At 73.7% G+C, this 18,447-nt stretch carries 16 protein-coding genes; 10 read left to right on the top strand and 6 right to left on the bottom strand.

Features of this window, described 5'->3' with window-relative positions; all coding sequences use genetic code 11:
- Positions 1-28: 28 nt before the first annotated feature.
- From RH861_RS14780 to RH861_RS14770, 3 genes are all read right to left on the bottom strand, one after another.
- On the bottom strand, positions 29-1,258 hold the full coding sequence (locus tag RH861_RS14780) for a lipopolysaccharide biosynthesis protein (protein ID WP_310521628.1): 1,230 nt from the start codon (positions 1,256-1,258) through the stop codon (positions 29-31).
- A gap of 70 nt (positions 1,259-1,328) precedes the next feature.
- On the bottom strand, positions 1,329-2,603 hold the full coding sequence (locus RH861_RS14775) for an O-antigen ligase family protein (protein WP_310521627.1): 1,275 nt from the start codon (positions 2,601-2,603) through the stop codon (positions 1,329-1,331).
- Positions 2,600-3,964 (bottom strand): O-antigen ligase family protein, encoded by a 1,365-nt coding sequence (locus tag RH861_RS14770; RefSeq protein WP_310521626.1) that lies wholly within the window; start codon positions 3,962-3,964, stop codon positions 2,600-2,602. The genes RH861_RS14775 and RH861_RS14770 overlap by 4 nt, the downstream gene beginning before the upstream one ends.
- An 85-nt stretch (positions 3,965-4,049) precedes the next feature.
- On the opposite strand from RH861_RS14770, the gene RH861_RS14765 reads away from it, so the two are divergent.
- Positions 4,050-5,351: a UDP-glucose dehydrogenase family protein gene (locus tag RH861_RS14765; RefSeq protein WP_310521625.1), complete on the top strand. Its 1,302-nt coding sequence runs from the start codon at positions 4,050-4,052 to the stop codon at positions 5,349-5,351.
- 75 nt (positions 5,352-5,426) lie between these two features.
- On the opposite strand, the gene RH861_RS14760 is transcribed toward RH861_RS14765, so the two are convergent.
- On the bottom strand, positions 5,427-6,605 hold the full coding sequence (locus RH861_RS14760) for an acyl-CoA dehydrogenase family protein (RefSeq protein ID WP_310521624.1): 1,179 nt from the start codon (positions 6,603-6,605) through the stop codon (positions 5,427-5,429).
- 104 nt (positions 6,606-6,709) lie between these two features.
- Between RH861_RS14760 and manA the strand changes: the two genes are divergently transcribed.
- A complete protein-coding gene (gene manA, locus RH861_RS14755; protein WP_310521623.1) occupies positions 6,710-7,957 on the top strand; it encodes a mannose-6-phosphate isomerase, class I in 1,248 nt (415 codons plus the stop codon).
- 85 nt (positions 7,958-8,042) lie between these two features.
- Complete coding sequence (locus tag RH861_RS14750; RefSeq protein WP_310521621.1) at positions 8,043-9,014, top strand: acyltransferase family protein; 972 nt, start codon at positions 8,043-8,045, stop codon at positions 9,012-9,014.
- Positions 9,015-9,026: 12 nt separating this feature from the next.
- Here RH861_RS14750 and RH861_RS14745 read toward each other — a convergent pair whose 3' ends face one another.
- Positions 9,027-9,983, bottom strand: coding sequence for a GlxA family transcriptional regulator (locus tag RH861_RS14745; protein WP_310521620.1), 957 nt, complete (start codon positions 9,981-9,983; stop codon positions 9,027-9,029).
- A gap of 100 nt (positions 9,984-10,083) precedes the next feature.
- Between RH861_RS14745 and RH861_RS14740 the strand changes: the two genes are divergently transcribed.
- The 5 genes from RH861_RS14740 to RH861_RS14720 all read left to right on the top strand — a co-directional run bounded on the left by RH861_RS14740 (position 10,084) and on the right by RH861_RS14720 (position 16,297).
- Complete coding sequence (locus RH861_RS14740) at positions 10,084-10,233, top strand: hypothetical protein (RefSeq protein WP_157356855.1); 150 nt, start codon at positions 10,084-10,086, stop codon at positions 10,231-10,233.
- Between the two features lie 54 nt (positions 10,234-10,287).
- Complete coding sequence (galE, locus tag RH861_RS14735; RefSeq protein WP_310521619.1) at positions 10,288-11,256, top strand: UDP-glucose 4-epimerase GalE; 969 nt, start codon at positions 10,288-10,290, stop codon at positions 11,254-11,256.
- 166 nt (positions 11,257-11,422) lie between these two features.
- Positions 11,423-11,746 (top strand): WhiB family transcriptional regulator, encoded by a 324-nt coding sequence (locus RH861_RS14730; protein ID WP_082847296.1) that lies wholly within the window; start codon positions 11,423-11,425, stop codon positions 11,744-11,746.
- Between the two features lie 83 nt (positions 11,747-11,829).
- Complete coding sequence (locus tag RH861_RS14725; RefSeq protein ID WP_310521618.1) at positions 11,830-14,871, top strand: glycosyltransferase; 3,042 nt, start codon at positions 11,830-11,832, stop codon at positions 14,869-14,871.
- Entirely contained in the window at positions 14,855-16,297 is a 1,443-nt protein-coding gene (locus RH861_RS14720) for a DUF5719 family protein (protein WP_310521617.1), read from the top strand. The genes RH861_RS14725 and RH861_RS14720 overlap by 17 nt, the downstream gene beginning before the upstream one ends.
- A gap of 13 nt (positions 16,298-16,310) precedes the next feature.
- Here the strand turns inward: RH861_RS14720 and RH861_RS14715 are convergent, their stop codons facing one another.
- Positions 16,311-16,751, bottom strand: coding sequence for a metallopeptidase family protein (locus RH861_RS14715; RefSeq protein WP_248598336.1), 441 nt, complete (start codon positions 16,749-16,751; stop codon positions 16,311-16,313).
- 44 nt (positions 16,752-16,795) lie between these two features.
- Here RH861_RS14715 and RH861_RS14710 point away from each other — a divergent pair, with 44 nt between their 5' ends.
- Positions 16,796-17,011, top strand: a complete 216-nt coding sequence (locus RH861_RS14710) for a DUF3499 family protein (RefSeq protein WP_067946745.1) — start codon at positions 16,796-16,798, stop codon at positions 17,009-17,011.
- Positions 17,008-18,444: a phosphomannomutase/phosphoglucomutase gene (locus tag RH861_RS14705; protein WP_310521616.1), complete on the top strand. Its 1,437-nt coding sequence runs from the start codon at positions 17,008-17,010 to the stop codon at positions 18,442-18,444. Before RH861_RS14710 ends, RH861_RS14705 begins: the two co-directional genes overlap by 4 nt.
- Positions 18,445-18,447 lie beyond the last annotated feature (3 nt).

The raw sequence follows: 18,447 nt of genomic DNA, 5'->3' as shown, positions 1-18,447 counted from the left end.
AGTCGGTGGGGCCGACGACGGTCGGCCGCTACGAGCCTACCGCCACCGCAGGTCGCAGTCTGGGCGCCAGCTTCCAGAGCTGCACCGCGAGCACCGCCATCTCCGCCGCGGCGAGGCCCCAGGCCACGCCCGGCGCGCCGATGAGCAGCAGCAGCGGGATCATCAGCGCGGTGCCGACGACGGCGCCGGCGATGGTGCTCGTCGACAGGACGCGCGACATCCCGAGCGCCGTGAGGCACGCGAAGCCCGTCAGCTGCGAGGCCAGGATCGCGGCGAGGTTCACGCCCATCGGGATCGCGAGGTCCCAGCCGATCCGGAGGGCGCCGCCGGAGAGGATGTCGCCGGCCCACGGCGACAGGAGGGCGTACGCGAGGCCGCCGAGCACGCCCAGCGCGAGCGCGATGCCGGTGACGCGACGGGCGCGCGCCGCGAGGGCGGCGGGATCGGGGTGCGGCACCCAGCCCTGGGCGACCTGCACGATCGGGCGCGTCGCGTAGAGCGCCAGGCGCACCATCCGCTCGGCCAGGGCGTATACGGCGGTGGCGGCGGGCACGAACAGCTCGACGAGCACGATCGGGACGTTCACGTAGATCGACGACGTCGCCGACATCGCGACCGTGTGCCCCTGCCCCCTGAGGTTCCGCACCGCGCGGACGGGGGAGAGCGTCATCCGCCAGCCGTCGTACCGTCGCAGGATGTCGACGGTGCAGATGAGCGCCGAGACCACCACGCCCGCCAACTGCAGGGCGGCGAACCAGATCGCATCCCCCGTGGCGATCACCGCGCCCGCCCCGGCGAGCGTGCCCACCAGCCGCGGGGCGGTGTCGAGCACGAGGAACCGCAGCGGACTGCGCTCGCCCACGTAGAACCACCCGGCCCCGAGCGCGACGAGGATGCCGCTGATCGTCGTCAGCGCGGCGAGCACCGGCTGCGCGGGGGTGATGGCGATGGCGACGACGACGGCGACCGGCACGACGACGAGGCTCAGCCACGTACGGCTGAGGACCGAGTCGGCGAAGTACCGCCCGCGCTCCTCGACGGGACGCGACGCGACCTCGGTGGGGCCGACGACGCCCCAACCGTAGACGGCGAGCACGAACGCGAACCCGGACACGGCCTGCGCGACGGCGATGGTGGCCCACGACTCGGTGCCGGCCGCGATGATGACCGCGGGGATCACCATCAGGCTCACGATGCCGCTGAGCACGACCGAGAGGCCGTATCCGCCCAGTGCGCGCGCGATCACGCCCCTGCGCATGCGGTCCTCCTCACCGGTCGGGCGGCGCGCCCGTCGGCGTGCGCTGGAACCGCCGCCCCATTCTGCCGCATCATGCCGAGGGCTCTGGCCCCCGCGCGGCGGCGAGCGCATCGCGCCAGCTCATGTCGCGAGCGGCCTTGACGGCGCACACGACGAGGAGCATCCAGCCGCCTTCCTGCAGGGCGAAGCTCTCGGCGAAACTCGTCACCGCGATCGCCACCAGCACCAGCGCCGGCCAGAGGTAGACCACGCTCCGCCGGTTCGAGGCGAGCAGCCACGATCGCACGAGCGCGACGCCGACGAGGGCCGCGAACAGCAGCATGCCGATGACGCCGACCTGGAAGTAGGCGTCGATCCAGGCGCTGAGCGCCGAGGTGAGGTCGCGGCCGATCGCCCGCTCGATCCACACGTACGGGGCCGAGTCCGGCCAGCGGCCCATCCAGCCCCAGCCCTGCAGGGGATTCGCGGCGAGGTAGCGCGAGACCTCGCGCCACACCTCGAGCCGGACGTCGAACTCGCCACGCGCGTCGAGCAGCTCGATGATCCGGATCCGGAGCACCCACGCGGTCACGATCGCAGCCACCCCGGCGACGAGCAGGCCGAGCTGCCAGCGCCACCGGCTCGCCGCGGGGACGCGGCGGAGGCCGTAGAGCGCGGCGAGCGCGAGGAGCGACGCACCGAGCGCGATCCACGTGACTGGGGAGCCCGCGAGGAACAGGCACAGCGACGCGAGTACGACCGAGGCGATGGCGCGGGGTCGCTGCACGGACTTGGTGCGCCATTCGATGATGAAGGTGAGCAGGGCGATGAGCGCGACGAACCCGAGCAGGTTGCGCGAGCCGAAGAGGCCCTGGATCGGGCCCAGCGAGGCGATGTCGCCCTGGATGCCGAGGAACACGATCGGCAGGTCGAGCAGGATCCCCGACAGCACCTCGAGGGCGAGGGAGATCCCGAGCAGCACGCGGAAGACGTCGCCGAAGGCGCGGACGATCTGGATGGTGTCCCGCATGAGGGCCGTATAGAGGCCGAGCACGCCGAACGCCACGAGGTACGCCACCCGCAGGAGCGTGGTCCCGGGCGCCTCGCTCCAGAGGACGGATGCCGCGGCCCAGCCGACGAACACGAGGATGGTGAGCGGCAGGATGCCGTACCACTCGACGGCCCGCCACCGCGCCACGAGCGAGAGTCCGCACAGCACGAGCAGCGCCGCGAGCGCGGCGAGCAGGCCGGGCCACCCGATCAAGGCGCGCACGGCGTGGGTGGAGAACGCGAGCCCGATCGCGATGAGGGTGAGCGCCTGGGCGAAGCGCGCCGAGCCGGCGAACTCCCGCAGCGCCGACCTCACGGACGCACCCGCGGTCGGGCGAATCGGCGCGGCGAACGCGTGGGGGTCAGCGCGGGCAGCGGTTCGGGCGTCCACTGGCGCTGCTTGGTGCCCCACGCGATGGCGACGAGCAGCAGCCATCCCGATTCGATCAGGATGCGGCTCTCGGCGAGCGACTGGCCGACGAGGGCGACGAGGGCGAGCAGCGGGATGAGGGAGGCGGCCGTGTACGGCACGCGCGTTCCGCGATCGTCCATGGGCGGATCGACGGCGAGGAACCACGAGCGCCACAGCGCGCCGATGACGATCGAGGCGAAGGCGATCAGGCCGAGCACGCCGAGCTGCATCCACACGTCGAGCCACGCGTTGTGCGCCTGGAGGTACTCGACGCCCTTGCGCACGGCGAGGTCGTCGTAGGGTTCCACCCACGGCGCCCAGTAGCTCACCCAACCCCAGCCGAGCCACGGCCGCTCGGTCGCGAGGCCGATGACGGCCTCCCAGATGTCGAGCCGCCCGGTCAGGTCCTCGCCCTTGCCGAACAGCTCGAGCAGCGCGTTCCAGGAGAGCGCGAGCAGCGCCACGGATGCCGCGAGCGTCGCGGCCGCGGCCGCGTACACCCGTCGGCGCCGGTCGGGCCCGAGGCGCCGCGCCCACAGGGCGAACCCGAGGGCGACGAGCACGATGACGGCGACGAGGATGACGGTCGCCGACCGCGTGAGCACGAACACGAGGCCGGCCACGGTGAGCCAGCCGATGCCCTGGGCGCGGCGCATGCCGCCGCTGGCCAGCAGCGCGCCGAACAGGATGAGCGCGAGCAGGGCGGCCATCGCGAGGAGGTTGCGGCTGGCGATGACGCCCTCGATGGGGCCGCCCTCGAACAGCAGCGCGCGCGACCAGTAGAAGGCCATCGGGATCGACTCGGCATCCGGGTCGAAGTCGGGGAAGTTGGGCAGCAGCGGCTCGCGCACGAACACGGCCACCCACAGCTCGAACAGGAGCGACAGGGCGAGCAGCCACTTCAGCGCCCCGCCGAGCGCCCGCAGGAACCCGTGCCATCCGAGGGACAGCGCGAGCGAGAGGGCGACGAACGTCGTCGCGAGCGTGAGGGCGACGGCGACGGCGGTCGTGCCGGGGTAGTTCGACCAGGCCACGGATGCCACGGCGATGAGCAGGAACGCGAGCGTGGACTTGGGCACCCGCCGCCAGGACAATTGCGGACGTCGCGACCACCAGAGCCAGGCGGCGCCGGCCACGACGAGCAGCGCGATGACGCCGAACCCCCACCAACCGAGCAGGTTGCGCCAGAACTGGCCCGAGAACGCGGTGAACAACGCGAACGTCGCGTACGCGCCCTCGAGCGCGTGGCGTCGTCCGCTGGTCATGGGCACAAGGCTATCGCGGTGCGCGGCCGCGACCGCGGCCCGCACCGTGGGCCAGAATGGGCTTGGTCCGTCGGGAGGAGCGCGCGTGGAGATCTCGGTCGTCGGCTGCGGGTACCTCGGCGCCGTGCACGCCGCGGCGATGGCCGAGCTCGGTCACCGGGTCGTCGGCGTCGACACCGACGCCGCGAAGATCGCGAAGCTGACCGCGGGGACCGCGCCGTTCTTCGAGCCGGGCCTGGACGAGCTGCTCCGGGCGGGCATCGATTCCGGGCGGCTGCGGTTCACGACCGACCTCGCCGAGGCGGCGGGTGCCGAGGTGCACTTCGTCGCGGTGGGGACCCCGCAGCTGCCCGGCGCCGACGGCGCCGACCTGCGGTTCGTGAACGGGGCGTTCGACGCGCTCGCGGCCGTGGCATCCGCCGGCTCGCTCATCGTGGGCAAGAGCACGGTCCCGGTCGGCACGGCCGCCGACCTCGTCGGACGGCTCCGGCAGGCCGGCTCGGCGGCGCTCGTGGCCTGGAACCCGGAGTTCCTCCGCGAGGGCTTCGCGGTCGCCGACACGCTGACCCCCGACCGGCTCGTGTACGGCGTGGACGATCCGCGCTCGACCGATCTGCTCGATCGCGTGTACGCCGCCGTCCTCGAACGCGGCACGCCGCGCATCGTCACCGACTTCGCCACCGCCGAGCTCGTGAAGACCGCCGCCAACGCGTTCCTCGCGACCAAGATCAGCTTCATCAACGCGATGGCCGAGATCGCCGAGGCGACCGGCGCGGATGTCACGACCCTCGCCGACGCCATGGGCCACGACGCGCGCATCGGCCGCCGGTTCCTCAACGCCGGCATCGGGTTCGGCGGCGGCTGCCTGCCGAAGGACATCCGCGCGTTCACCGCGCGTGCCGAGGAACTGGGCCGGGCCGAATCAGTCGCGTTCCTGCGCCAGGTCGACGCGATCAACCTCCGCCGACGCGAGCGGGCGGTCGAGCTCGCGGTCGAGATGCTCGGCGGCTCCGTGTACGAGCGCCGCATCGCGGTGCTCGGCCTGACCTTCAAGCCCGACTCCGACGACACGCGCGACTCGCCCGCACTCGACGTCGCCGCCCGGCTGCACGGCCTGGGGGCGCTCGTGCGCGCGACCGACCCGCACGGCATCGCCAACGCCCGCCTGCGGCATCCCCAGCTCGACTACGTCGAGGCCGCGGAGGCCGCGCTGCGCGACGCCGACCTCGCCGTGCTCGTGACCGAGTGGCGCGAGTACCGCGACCTCGAGCCCGCCGCGGTGGCCGCGCTCATGGCCGAGCCGCGCATCATCGACGCGCGCAACGTGCTCGACCCCGCGGCGTGGCGCGCGGCCGGGTTCGCGTACCGCGGGCTGGGGCGGTCGTAGACGACGGATGCCGCGGCGGCGACGTGCGCCCCGCGGCATCCGTTCGCACCAGCACGCCCGATGCGGAGGCCCGGCTCAGACGAAGGCGGCCTCGCCCGTGATCGAGCGGCCGACGATGAGCGTGTTCATCTCGCGCGTGCCCTCGTAGGAGTACAGCGCCTCGGCGTCGGCGAAGAACCGCGCGACGTCGTAGTCGAGCACGATGCCGTTGCCGCCGCACGCCTCACGCGCCCAGGCGACGGTCTCGCGCATGCGCTCGGTCGTGTACGCCTTGGCCAGCGCCGAGTGCTCGTCGCGCTGCTCGCCGCGATCGAGCATCTCGGAGACGCGGACGACCATGCCGAGCGACGCCGTGATGTTGCCGAGGCACTTCACGAGCAGGTCCTGCACCAGCTGGTGCGCGCCGATGGGCTTGCCGAACTGCACGCGCTCCTTGGCGTACCGCACGGCCGCCTCGTACGCCCCGACGGCGGTGCCGACCGCCGCCCAGGCGACCTCGGCGCGGGTCTGCCGGAGCACCGCGGCGGTGTCGCGGAACGAGTTCGCGTTCTGCAGGCGCAGCGACTCGGGCACGCGCACGTCGGTGAGGGTGATGTCGGCGTTCTGCACCATGCGCAGGCTCACCTTGCCCTCGATCTTCGTGGCCTCGTACCCGGGGGTCGACGTGGGCACGATGAAGCCCTTGACCTGGCCGTCGGCCTCGTCCTTGGCCCAGATGATCGTGATGTCGGAGAACGTGGCGTTGCCGATCCAGCGCTTCTGCCCGTTCAGCACCCACTCGTCGCCCTCGCGGCGGGCGGTGGTGCGCAGGCCGCGCGCCGAGTCGGAGCCGGAGAGCGGCTCGGTCAGGCCGAAGGCGCCGAGCACCTCGCCCGAGGCGAGCTTCGGGATCCACTCCCGGCGCTGCTCGGCGGAGCCGGCCACGGCGATCGACCCGGTCGCGAGACCGTTCTGCACGCCCACGAAGGTGCTCACGGACGGGTCGACCCGCGCGAGCTCGAGCGCGACGAACCCTCGGAAGACGGCCGAGTTCTCGAACGGCCGCGTCTCCTCCCAGGCGTACGAGAGCGCGCCCAGCTCGGCGAGCGGCTTCACGACCTGCATGGGGAACTCGGCGCGCTCCCAGTAGCCGTTCACGATGGGCTTCACGTCGCGCTCGAGCCAGTCGCGGAGCGCGGCGAGCGCCTCCTGCTCACGCTCGGTGAGCTGGGATTCGTACGAGTAGAAGTCGCTCGCGAGCGGCTCGAAGGGCATGTCGGCTCCAATACGTCGTCGGATGGCACGAGCCTAGGCACGTCCCCGGGCGCACCGTCAGCCGTTGGTAGCCTGCTGCCAAACCCGAAAGGACTCCCTCACGCATGTTTGTCGCCATCCGCAACACGCCCCGAGACTATGCGTGGGGTTCCCACACGGCGATCGCGGAGTTCCGGGGGACCGAGCCGAGCGGCGGCCCGGAGGCGGAGCTGTGGCTCGGCGCGCACGCGGGCTCACCCGCCGAGGTCGTCGATGCGGCATCCGTCGGCGCCGCCGACCTCGCGGAGCTCATCGCGGCGAACCCGACCGCAGCCCTCGGCCCGGCGCTCGCCCGCGAGGGCGCGCGGCTGCCGTTCCTGCTGAAGGTGCTCGCCGCGGCGCGGCCGCTCTCGCTGCAGGCGCACCCGACGCCGGAGCGCGCACGCGCCGGCTTCGCCGAGGAGGAGGCGGAGGGCGTCCCGATCGACGCGTTCGACCGGAACTACCGCGATCCGTTCCACAAGCCCGAACTCATCGTCGCGGTGAGCGACGCCTTCGAGGCGCTGTCCGGGTTCCGGCCGCTCGACGAGGTGCGCGGCGTCGTGGCGGTGCTGCGCGCCGCGGATGCCGCGAGCGAGGAACCGCAGCCCGGTGCGCTCGACCTCCTCGATGCGCGACTGGCCACCGACGATCCGCTGCGCGAGACCGTGGGCTGGCTGCTGCAGGACGGTCGCGGCGGCGACACCGGCGAAGCCGCCTGGGTGGTCGAGCGCGTGACCGGACTCGCGGCCTCGGACGCCGCGCTGTCGTCGCCGTATGCGGCCTCCTTCCGCACGGTCTCCGATCTCGCGGACGAGTACCCCGGCGATCCCGGCATCGTCATCTCCCTGCTGCTCAACCGCGTGACGCTGCGACGGGGGGAGGCCCTCTTCCTCGCGGCCGGCAACATCCACGCCTACCTCTCCGGACTCGCGGTCGAACTGATGGCCGCGAGCGACAACGTGCTCCGCGGCGGCCTCACGCCCAAGCACATCGACATCCCCGAGCTGCTCGACGTGCTCGACTTCCGCGCGATCGAGCCGCCTCGACTGCAGCCGCTCGAGGTTGCGCCGGGCGTCGTCGAGTACCGTCCGCCGGTGCCCGACTTCACGCTGTACCGCGTGGAGCCGGCGGCGACGCCGGCGCGTCTGGCGCTCGCCGGGCCGGCGATCGTGCTCGCCGAGGGCGGCGACGTCGAGGTGTCCGCCGCGTCCGGTGCGACGCGCGTGCCGCGGGGCGAGGCGGTGTTCGCCTCACCCGACGAGGGCGTGCTGACCGTCGCCCCCGAGGCCGTGGCGTGGGTCGCGACGACGGGACGGCCGACCGCCGACTGAGCCGGGCGGCGGGTGTCCCGCCGGCGCCCGACCGATGTGGAAACGGATGGATCGCCCAGCCGGGGCGTGCGTACAATACCGCGCGATGCCCACGATCGAGTTCGCCCGTCTCGCCGCGCCGCCGCGCGTGCGGTCCGTCGCGCTCGATCTCGTCAGGCTCGTCGGGCTCGTCGCCGTCGTCCTCGGCCACGTCTCCGCCGAGGGGCTCCTGCGTCCGCTCCTCTACAGCTGGCACGTGCCCGTCTTCTTCGTCATCAGCGGGTACCTCTGGCGTCGGTCGCGGCCGCTCGGCGACGAGGTTGGCCGCCGAACGCGGTCGCTGCTCGTGCCGTACGCGCTCTGGCTGCTCATCGTCACGGCCGCCTGGGCGGCGATCACCTCGCTCGCCGGGGCGACGTCCATGCCCGACCCCGTCGCGCTCCTCACGGGCGGATCCGCCATCGGTGGACAGTACGCCGCCTTCTGGTTCGTGACGGCGCTGTTCGCCGCCGTCGTGGCGATGCGGGCGCTCTCCGCCGTCCGACCGTGGCTGCCGGCCGTGGTCGGGGTCGCCGCCGTGGCCGTCGCCACCGTGCGGCCCGAGCTCGTCGCCGAGCTGCCCTGGTCGGTGGGCGTCGGGCTCATGGCTCTCGTCTTCCTCGCGGTCGGCGAGTGGCTGCGGCAGGTGCGCCACCGCGTCCGCGCGCCGCTCGAGCTGGGCGTCGTGCTCGTCGTGGGCGGCCTCGCACTCGCCGGCTCGGGGCTCGTCGCCCCGGTCGACCTCAAGGTCGCCGACGTCGGCACGCCGGTCGCGGGCGTGCTCGTCGCCGCGGCGATCTCGTGCGGGCTCATCCTCGTCGCCGAGTCGCTGGCGCACCGCGTCCCCGAGTGGGTCGGGCGTGCCGCGACAACCGTCGCCGGCGTCGCGATGCCGGTGATCCTCGGGCACGCGCTCGTCATCATGGCCGGCCGGCTCGTGGGGGCCCCGTCGCTCCTCGTCTTCGCGACGGCGCTCGCGGTGCCGATCCTCGTCGGCCTGCTCCTCGCGCGCTCCCGGGCCGGCAGGATCCTGCTCTAGGCGGGACCGGCGTCAGCCCGCTTGACGCGGTCCGAACACGCGGCGGTACTGCGTGGGCGTGGTCTGGAGGACCTTCACGAAGTGGTGCCGCATGACGGCGGCGGCGCCGAAGCCGGTCTCGCGCGCGATCTCCTCGAGGGAGAGGTCGGTCTCCTCGAGGAGCTGCTGCGCGCGGAGCAGGCGCTGTCGGTTGAGCCAGGCGTTCGGCGTGGTGCCGGTCTCGGCGCGGAACTTGCGGGCGAACGTGCGCGGCGACATGAGGGCCTTGCGGGCGAGGCGGTCGACGGTGAGGTCCTCGTCGAGGTGCTCCAGCATCCACGTGAGCACCTCGGCGAACGAGTCGGAGCGGCACTCGGCGACCGGGGTCTGGATGAACTGGGACTGGCCGCCGTCGCGCTGGGGCGGGACCACCATGCGGCGGGCGATGATGTTCGCCGCGCTCGCGCCGAGCTCGGTGCGCACGATGTGCAGCGCGGCGTCGATGCCCGCCGCCGTGCCGGCCCCCGTGACGACGCGGCCGTCCTGCACGAACAGCACATCGGGGTCGACCTCGGTCTCGGGGAACATCTCGGCCATGCGCTCGGTGTACATCCAGTGCGTGGTGGCGCGCCGGCCCTCGAGCACCCCGGCGCGACCGAGCGTGAAGGCACCGGAGCAGACGCTCAGCACCCAGGCACCGCGGTCGACGGCGTCGCGGATCACCTCGAGCACCTCGGGGTGGGCCGGCTCGTCGATGAGCGAGGCGGGGACGGCCACGAGGTCGGCGGTCCGGGCGGCGTCGAGGCCCTCGTGCACGACGACGTCGAAGCCGAGCTTGGTCGGGATGGGCCCGGGCTCCGCGGCGACGACGTGGAAGTCGAATGTGGGGCCGCCCTGCTCGGAGCGGTCGATCCCGAAGACCTCGCAGATGACGCCGAACTCGAACGGGGCCATCTGCGGGACGGCGAGGCAGGCGATGGAGTGGAGCACGGAGGGCCTCCCGGTGCGGCCAGCATGCTGGCAGGAATGTGTCGATCAGTGGCGAGTCTGCCACTGTCGGCAGGATGTTGCAAGGAGCAGAATTCCTGCCATGGACATCATCTTCTTCCTCGTGCTGGCGACCCTCGCCGTGTGGGGTGTCGTGGCGACGCTGACACGCCTCGAGACCGACGGCTACGGCCGTCCCGAGATCCGCGATCGCGTGCGTCACGCCGAGAACCTCCCGCCGCGCAACGCCTGAACAGCCCCGCTAGCATCGTCACGACGCCGGAGGCACCGGCGACGGAAGGCGGACATGAGCTGGCTGGTCACCGGAGGAGCGGGGTACATCGGGGCGCACGTCGTGCGCGCGTTCCAGGCGCAGGGCATCGACACGGTCGTCGTGGACGACCTCTCCTCGGGCCGGAAGGGCTTCCTCCCGGAGGGTGCGCCGTTCGTCCAGGGGACCATCCTCGACGGCGCCCTCCTCGAGGACGCGATGCGCCGCCACGGCGTCCGCGGCGTCGTGCACCTCGCCGGGTTCAAGTACGCGGGCGTCTCGGTGCAGCGCCCGCTGCACACCTACCAGCAGAACGTCACCGGCACCGCCACCCTGCTCGGCGCCATGGAGGCGAGCGGTGTGGACCGCATCGTCTTCTCCTCGAGCGCCGCAGTCTACGGCACCCCCGACGTCGACCTCGTGACCGAGGCGACGCCCAAGCATCCCGAGTCCCCGTACGGCGAGTCCAAGCTCATCGGCGAATGGCTGCTCGCCGACCAGGGACGCGCGGCAGGCCTCCGCCACACCTCGCTGCGCTACTTCAATGTCGTCGGCTCCGGCACCGACGAGGTGTTCGACCCCAGCCCGCACAACCTGTTCCCGCTCGTCTTCGACGCCCTCCTCGAGGGGCGGACCCCGCGCATCAACGGCGGTGACTACCCGACTCCGGACGGCACGTGCGTGCGCGACTACATCCACGTGGCCGACCTCGCCGACGCGCACGTCGCGGCCGCCCGCCGGCTGGACGCCGGCGAGCCTCTCGAGCCGGTGTACAACCTCGGCTCGGGCGACGGCGTCTCCGTCGGCGAGATCATGCGCGAGGTCGCGAAGGTGACCGGCATCGACTTCGAGCCGGAGGTCGGGCCCCGGCGGGCGGGCGACCCCGCGCGCATCGTCGCCTCCGGCGAGCTCGCGGCCCGCGACCTCGACTGGCGCATGCGCCACAGCCTCGCCGAGATGGTCGAGAGCGCGTGGTCGGCCCGGCGCACGGCATCCGTCGACTGACCGCTGCATCACGAACCGGACACGTCGTCCGCGTGTCGCCGACCGCGACAAGCCTCGACGCGCTATTGAGGGTTGCGATTCGCGACTTGACTTCCACCGAATTACACCGATGTAATTGTCGTGACACGCCCTTACGGGATGTCGGTACAACTGGGTGGGAGACGATATGGGCAAGCCTGAATATCGTTCTGGGGTACCTGAGGATTGGTTCGTCGACCCCGTGCGGCTCGGCGTTCCAGGGGTTCGCGGGGTCGCAGACGACGACGACAATCAGCTGGCGTGGCAGACCGACGCGCTGTGCGCGCAGACGGATCCGGAGGCGTTCTTCCCCGAGAAGGGCGGCTCCACGCGCGACGCGAAGAAGATCTGCTCCGGATGCGAGGTGCGCGCCGAGTGCCTCGAGTACGCGCTCGGCAACGACGAGCGGTTCGGCATCTGGGGCGGGCTCTCCGAGCGGGAGCGCCGCAAGCTCCGCCGTCAGGCGGGATGATCACCGGTCTCGGGCGGGCCGAATCGAGGCACGCCCGAGGCCGCTGACGGATGCCACGGGACGCGCCGCCTAGGCTTGCCCCGATGTTCCCCAGAGTCACCGCCGTCCTCGTCGTGCAGCATGGCGGCGACCGCCTCCGTGCCACGCTCGACGCCATCCGCGCCCAGCGCCGGCCCGTCGACGCGCTCGCCGTGGTGCTGATGCGCAGCGATGACGCGACCCGCGCGCTCGTCGAGGCCGCCCACCCCGCACGCGTGGTGCAGGTCGAGTCGCCGCTGCCGTTCGGCGACGCGGTGCGCACGATCGAGACCACGCTCGATCCGCCCGGCACCGGTGACGACGCGATCTGGCTGCTCACCGAGGATGCCGCCCCCGAACCGGGCGCGCTCGAGGCGCTCTCCGCGGCGCTCTCCACCGCACGGACCGCCGGCATCGCGGTCCCCAAGCTCGTCGCGTGGGACGAGCCCGGACGGATCCTGCGCTTCGGACGCTCGGTCACGCGCGGCGGGCGCAGCCTCGCCATCGTGGAGGACGAGCTCGACCAGGGCCAGCACGACGACCTCTCCGACGTGCTCGGAGGCGACCCAGCGGGCATGCTGGTCCGGCACGAGCTGTGGCGGAGCCTCGACGGATTCGATCCCGCGCTCCCCACCGTCGACGACGGACTCGACCTCGGCGCCCGGGCCCGGCTCGCGGGCTACCGGGTGGTCGCGGTCCCCGAGGCCAGGATCCGATTCGCCGACGAGGGCATCGCCGGTCCGGGATCCGTCCGGGGCGGGCGCGCGGCCCGGCGCCGCGCGCGGGAGGCGCGCGCCGCCCGCCTCCACCGGCGGCTCGCCTGGGCACCCGCCGCCCTCGTGCCGCTGCACTGGCTGGCGCTCCTGCCGATCGCGATCGGCCGCTCCCTGCGCCACCTCCTCGTCAAGACGCCCGGGGCGATCCCGGGCGAGTTCCGCGCCGCGGTCGGCGTCATGGCCCGACCGGGCCGCGTGCTCCGGGCACGCAAGCGGGCGGCCACGACGCGGACGGCGCGCTGGTCCTCGGTCGCCCCGCTCCGCGTCCGCCGCGACGAGGTCCGCCTCCGACGACAGCAGGCCGCCGAGGCACGCCGGCAGCGTGCGCGAGGCCGCGTCGAGGACGTCCAGTTCTTCGCGACCGGCGGTGGGTGGGTGCTGCTCGGCGCGCTCGTGGCATCCGGAGTGCTCTTCGCCCCGCTGCTCGCCGCCGGCGGCATCGCCGGCGGCGCCCTGCTGCCGCTGTCCGACGACCTCCCGACGCTCTGGCGCAACGCCGCCTACGGGTGGCGCGACGTGGACGGCGGGTTCACCGGTGCCGCGGACCCCTTCGCGGGCGTGCTGGCCCTGCTCGGCAGCACCGCCTTCTGGAATCCGTCCTGGGCGCTGCTCGCCCTCTGGCTGCTCGCCATCCCGCTGTCGAGCCTCGGCGGGTGGTTCGCCGCCGCCAGGCTCACCGAGCGCACCTCGCTGCGCGTGCTCGGCGGGGTCCTGTGGGCCGCCGCGCCGCCGCTGCTCGACTCGCTGGCCGCCGGCCGGCCTGCCGCGGTCATCGTGCACATCCTGCTGCCGTGGCTCGCCGTCCTCATGTTCGCGGCCGCGACCTCGTGGGCGGCGGCCGCCGCGGCCTCGCTCGCGTTCGCGATCGTGATCGCGTGCGCCCCGAGCCTCGCCCCGGCGATGGTCCTCGCGTGGATCGCCGCGCTGCTGCTGAGCGGCCGGGCCGCGGTGCGCCTCGCGGGCATCCCGCTGCCGGCGCTCGCGCTGTTCCTTCCCCTGATCCTCGAGCAGGTCGCCCGCGGTACGCCGTTCGGGCTGCTCGCCGACCCCGGAGTGCAGCGCCCGTCGGCGATGCCCTCCCCGGGGCAGACCGCGCTCGGCCAGGCGTCGGGGACCTGGGGCCGTTGGGAGGACGCCTTCGGCGGCCTCGTCGCCGCGGCCGTGCCGGCCCCGATCGTGCTCGCCGCGCTGCTCGCCCCGCTCGCCCTCACGGCCGTCGCGGTCGTCGGCTCCAGGCGGTACCGGGGCGGCCTGCTCGCCCTGGCGCTCGCCGCCCTCGGCTACGCGACCGCCGTCGCCGCCGCGCATCTCGCGGTGGCCTCGACGGGCGAGCGTCCCGTCGCCCTCTGGACCGGCGCGGCGCTCAGCCTGATGTGGTTCGGCCTCGTCGCGGCCGCGGTGCTCGCGCTCGACGCGCTGCCGCGCGGCGCGGCACCCGTCGCGGCCCTGGTCGGCGTCCTCGCCCTCGCTGCGGTCGCCCCCACGCTCGTCGCCACGGCGCTCGGCCGCACCGCCGTCGGCCCCGCACCGGCGCGGATCCTCCCCGCCTTCGTCGTGGCGGAGGCCGCGAACGACCCGCGCGTCGGAACGCTCCGGCTCGAGCCCACGTCGGACGGCGGCATCCGCTCGACCATCGAACGCGGCAGCGGTGCGACGCTCGACGTGCAGTCGACGCTCGCCGCGACCCGCGAGCGGCTGACGCCGACGACCGAGGCCGTGGCCTCCCTCGCGGGCAACCTGGTCTCGCGCAGCGGCTACGACGCCTCCGCGGACGTCGAGCGGTTCGGCCTCTCGTTCGTGCTCCTCGCGTCGGCGGACGAGGACGCCGCGACCGCCGCCGTCGAACGCCGAGCACGGGTCGCCCTCGACGCGAACCCGCAGGTGCTCCCCGTTGGCGAGACCGACTTCGGCACGCTCTGGCGGTTCACGGGCGCCCAGCCCGACGCCCCGGGTGCGCAGATCCCGGAACCGCCCGCGTATGCGGCCTGGATCGTGGCCGGCCAGCTCGTGGTGATCGGCGCCGCGCTGCTGCTCTCGATCCCGACGGGCGGCGGTCGCGAACCGGACCGCCGACCGCCGCACCGACGACGTCCGCCGCGCGATCCGTCGCGGTCCCGCCGTCCCCGGTGGGCACGTCGAGGCAAGGGGGATGCGGCGGTTCCGCCGTCGGCCGAGCCGGCCGGGACGGTGCCGTCCGCCGACACGGCCCCGCCGGCCGACGGGGCGCCGCCCCCCGATGACGAGCCGCCCGCCGACGGGGTTCCGCCCGCTGAGGCCGCAGCCGTGACCGCCATCGACCCGAGGGGAGACGACCATGCGCGTGAACCGTAAGGCGCTCCTGCGCGGAACCGGGCGCGCCGCCGCCGTCGTCGCCGTCGCCGCGGCCGCCGCCGGTGCGGTCGTCGCGGGAATGCTCGTGACCCTGCCGTCGCAGGCCGTCGAGCCGCCCTCCGCCCTCGTGCAGCCCGCCGAGAGCCGGCAGCTGCGGGTGTGTCCCGGACCCCTGCTCGAACTCGCCGGCGACAGCGCCGACGCGACCTCGACCTCCTCGGTCGGCACGGCGGCGGTCGCCATCGCGGCCGATCCCGCCGACGCGGTGGTCGACCAGTCGCCGGTCGAGGCGCCCGACAACACCGCGGCCGACGTCGACGGCGGCCCCGTCGCGATCTCCGCCGAGCCGGGAACGGTCGCCGGCGGGATGCTCGCGGCCGCGCAGGCGCAGCGGGCGTCGGCGGAGTCGCTGTCGGGGCTCGCCGCCGCGGCGTGCGCGGAGCCGGCCGCCGAGTCGTGGCTCGTCGCCGGCGCGACCGACGTCGGGCGCTCCGGACTGGTCCTGCTCGCCAATCCCGGCCAGGTCGCCTCGACCGTTGACGTGCGCGTCATCGGCGAGACCGGCACCGTCGAGGCCCCGGGGGCCCTCGGGATCGTCGTCGCCCCGGGCACGCAGCGCGTCGTCTCGTTGGCCGGGCTCGCCCCGAACGTCCGATCGACGGTCGTCCACGTCACGAGCGCCGGCTCGCCCATCGCCGCATCGCTGCAGCACTCGGTGGTCATCGGCCTGGATGCCGCGGGCGTCGAGCTCTCCACCCCGACTGCACTGCCGGCCGAGCGCCAGGTCATCCCGGGGTTCACCGTCGTGGACGCCCGCGGCGTCGACCCCCAGGAGGATCATGCGGAGGGCGACGACCATCCGGCGGTCCGGCTCTACGCCCCCGGGGGCGGCGAGGTCGCCGCGGTCGTCCGCGTGCTCGACGCGACGGGCAGCGAGGTCGGACTGGTCGACGTGTCACTCGTCGACGGCCAGGTGAGCGACGTCCCGCTCGGCACGCTCGCCGCCGGGCGGTACACCGTCGTGGTGGACGCCGACGCCCCCGTCGTCGCCGCAGCCCGATCGACCGTCCAGCGCGCCGGGGACGCGCCGGTCATGGCCGACCTCGCGTGGCATGCGGCCACCGGTCCGTTGCTCGAGCGCGCCGCGGTCGCCGTGCCGCAGGCGCCCTCGCCGGTGCTCCACCTCGCCAACCCCGGAGCGGAGCCGGTCACCGCGACCGTCATCGCCGGCGCCTCCGAGCGCGAGCTCACCCTCGAGGGCGGCACGGCGAGCTCGGTCGAGGTCCAGCCGGGGGAGCGCGTCGTCCTCCAAGACGTGCAGGGACTGCACGCGAGCCTGACGTTCGGCGAGCCCGAGGCGATCGCGGCGATGCCGGTCGCCCCGCCGGGACCGCTCGACGCGCCGGTGCGCGTCTACCCGCAGTGACGGCCGGCGACCGTCACAGGTGGCGGTAGCGTCCGGGTGCCAGCTCCCACGGGTCCCGGCCGAGGAAGTCGGCGACGGCGCGGAAGACGCAGCTCTCGATGAGGAGCTTCTCGTCCTTCTCCTCGCCCTCCTGCGTGCGCAGGAACCGGACGATGGGCAGCCGGAAGAAGACGATGCGACGCTCGTCGTGGAGGACCTTCCAGCGATCGACGTGATCGTCGTGGATGGCCTCGGCCGGCGCGTCGGCCACCTGGAAGACCACGCCCTCGAGATCGGGCCAGAGCCCCCGGAGGTAGGCCGCCGTGGAGGCGACCGTCACGTCGAACTCCTCGATGCGCGTGCGGAGGGGCTCGAGGTGCGGTCCGGTGACCGGCGAGCGCATGCCGCGCCCGTGCCGATCGCGCGAGCGGCGCCGCGCCGAGGATGCCGAGGCGACACGGCGGGATCGGGGCATGAATCCACTCTAGCGGCGCGCCCGGTCGCTACGCTGGGGTGGCCATGAGACGTTGTTCGCGCACCGCATGCGCCGCCGAGGCGGTCGCGACGCTCACGTACGACTACGCCGATTCGATGGCCGTCCTGGGTCCGCTCGCCTTCACGCGCGAGCCCCATTCGTACGATCTGTGCGCCCGCCACGCCGAGCGCACGTCGGCTCCGCGGGGATGGCAGATCATTCGGCACGTGACCCTCGGTGAGGTAGGGTTCACCGCATGAATCCCGCCGTTTCCTCGGGCGCTCGAGCGCGCCTCGACGCCAGCGTGAAGGCCTACGACGTGCGGGGGATCGTGGGCGAGGCGTTGACCGACGACGTGGTGGAGGCCCTCGGCGCGGCCTTCGCCGACGAGGTCGGTGCGGCCGGCGGGCGCATCGTCGTCGGACACGACATGCGCGACTCGTCCCCGGGCTTCGCCGCGGCCTTCTCCCGCGGGGCGACGGCCCGCGGGGCCGACGTCGTGGCGATCGGACTGTGCTCGACCGACGAGACCTACTTCGCCTCGGGCTCGCTCGACGCGCCCGCGGCGATGTTCACGGCCAGCCACAACCCGGCCGCGTACAACGGCATCAAGTTCTCGCGCGCCGGCGCGCAGGGCATCTCGCTCGAGACGGGTCTCGCGGCCATCCGCGACCGCGCGGGCGACTACCTCGACGCCGGCGGCGTGCCGCCCGTGGCGTCGCCCGGCACGGTCCGCGAGCTCGACGTGCTCGCGGACTACGCCGCGCACCTCCGCTCGCTCGTCGACCTCGCCGGCATCCGACCCCTGAAGGTCGTGGTGGATGCCGGCAACGGCATGGGCGGGCTGACCGTTCCGGCCGTGCTGGGCGACGCCGCCGGACTGCCGTCGCTGCCGCTCGAGATCGTGCCCCTCTACTTCGAGCTCGACGGCACGTTCCCCAACCACGAGGCGAACCCCCTCGACCCGGCGAACCTCGTCGACCTGCAGCGCGCCGTCGTCGAGCACGGCGCCGACCTCGGCCTCGCGTTCGACGGCGACGCCGACCGCTGCTTCGTCGTCGACGAGCGTGGCGAGGCGGTCGACCCCTCGGCGGTCGCGGCGATCGTCGCACTGCGCGAGATCGCCCGCGTGCGCGCCCTCGGCGAGGAGCAGCCCACGGTGATCCACAACCTGATCACCTCGCGGTTCGTCCCCGAGGCGGTCGAGGCGGCCGGCGGCATCGCCGTGCGCACGCGGGTCGGTCACTCGCTCATCAAGGACCGCATGGCCGAGACGGGAGCCGTCTTCGGCGGCGAGCACTCGGCCCACTACTACTTCCGCGACTTCTGGAGCGCCGACAACGGCATGCTCGCCGCCATGCACCTGCTCGCGGAGTTCGGCAGCCAGCAGGCGCCCCTGTCGGAGCTCGCCGCGCGGTTCACCCCGTACGCGCTCTCGGGCGAGATCAACTCGACGGTGGAGGACGTCCCGGCGGCGTATGCGCGCATCGTCGAGGCGTTCACCGGTCGCGCCGACTTCGACGAGCTCGACGGGCTCACGGTCACGGGCATCACCGCCGAGGACGCCCCGTTCTGGTGGTTCAACGTGCGGCCGTCGAACACCGAGCCGCTGCTCCGGCTGAACGTCGAGGGCGAGGATGCCGCGACCATGGCCGCGATCCGCGACGAGGTGCTGGGCCTCATCCGGGCCTGACGT

The sequence above is a fragment of the Agromyces indicus genome, assembly GCF_031432295.1.
Classification (GTDB): domain Bacteria; phylum Actinomycetota; class Actinomycetes; order Actinomycetales; family Microbacteriaceae; genus Agromyces; species Agromyces indicus.
Note: the sequence above shows the minus strand (reverse complement) of the source record. Positions and strands in the feature narration are given on the sequence as shown.

Bases quoted from the DNA above. Each gene is read 5' to 3' on its own strand.
- RH861_RS14760 (WP_310521624.1), bottom strand. From the start codon at position 6,605: ATGCCCTTCGAGCCGCTCGCGAGCGACTTCTACTCGTACGAATCCCAG.
- RH861_RS14770 (WP_310521626.1), bottom strand. From the start codon at position 3,964: ATGACCAGCGGACGACGCCACGCGCTCGAGGGCGCGTACGCGACGTTC.
- RH861_RS14730 (WP_082847296.1), top strand. From the start codon at position 11,423: ATGGGCAAGCCTGAATATCGTTCTGGGGTACCTGAGGATTGGTTCGTC.
- RH861_RS14715 (WP_248598336.1), bottom strand. From the start codon at position 16,751: ATGCCCCGATCCCGCCGTGTCGCCTCGGCATCCTCGGCGCGGCGCCGC.
- RH861_RS14710 (WP_067946745.1), top strand. From the start codon at position 16,796: ATGAGACGTTGTTCGCGCACCGCATGCGCCGCCGAGGCGGTCGCGACG.
- RH861_RS14780 (WP_310521628.1), bottom strand. From the start codon at position 1,258: ATGCGCAGGGGCGTGATCGCGCGCGCACTGGGCGGATACGGCCTCTCG.
- RH861_RS14725 (WP_310521618.1), top strand. From the start codon at position 11,830: ATGTTCCCCAGAGTCACCGCCGTCCTCGTCGTGCAGCATGGCGGCGAC.
- manA (WP_310521623.1), top strand. From the start codon at position 6,710: ATGTTTGTCGCCATCCGCAACACGCCCCGAGACTATGCGTGGGGTTCC.
- galE (WP_310521619.1), top strand. From the start codon at position 10,288: ATGAGCTGGCTGGTCACCGGAGGAGCGGGGTACATCGGGGCGCACGTC.
- RH861_RS14750 (WP_310521621.1), top strand. From the start codon at position 8,043: ATGCCCACGATCGAGTTCGCCCGTCTCGCCGCGCCGCCGCGCGTGCGG.
- RH861_RS14740 (WP_157356855.1), top strand. From the start codon at position 10,084: ATGGACATCATCTTCTTCCTCGTGCTGGCGACCCTCGCCGTGTGGGGT.
- RH861_RS14705 (WP_310521616.1), top strand. From the start codon at position 17,008: ATGAATCCCGCCGTTTCCTCGGGCGCTCGAGCGCGCCTCGACGCCAGC.
- RH861_RS14720 (WP_310521617.1), top strand. From the start codon at position 14,855: ATGCGCGTGAACCGTAAGGCGCTCCTGCGCGGAACCGGGCGCGCCGCC.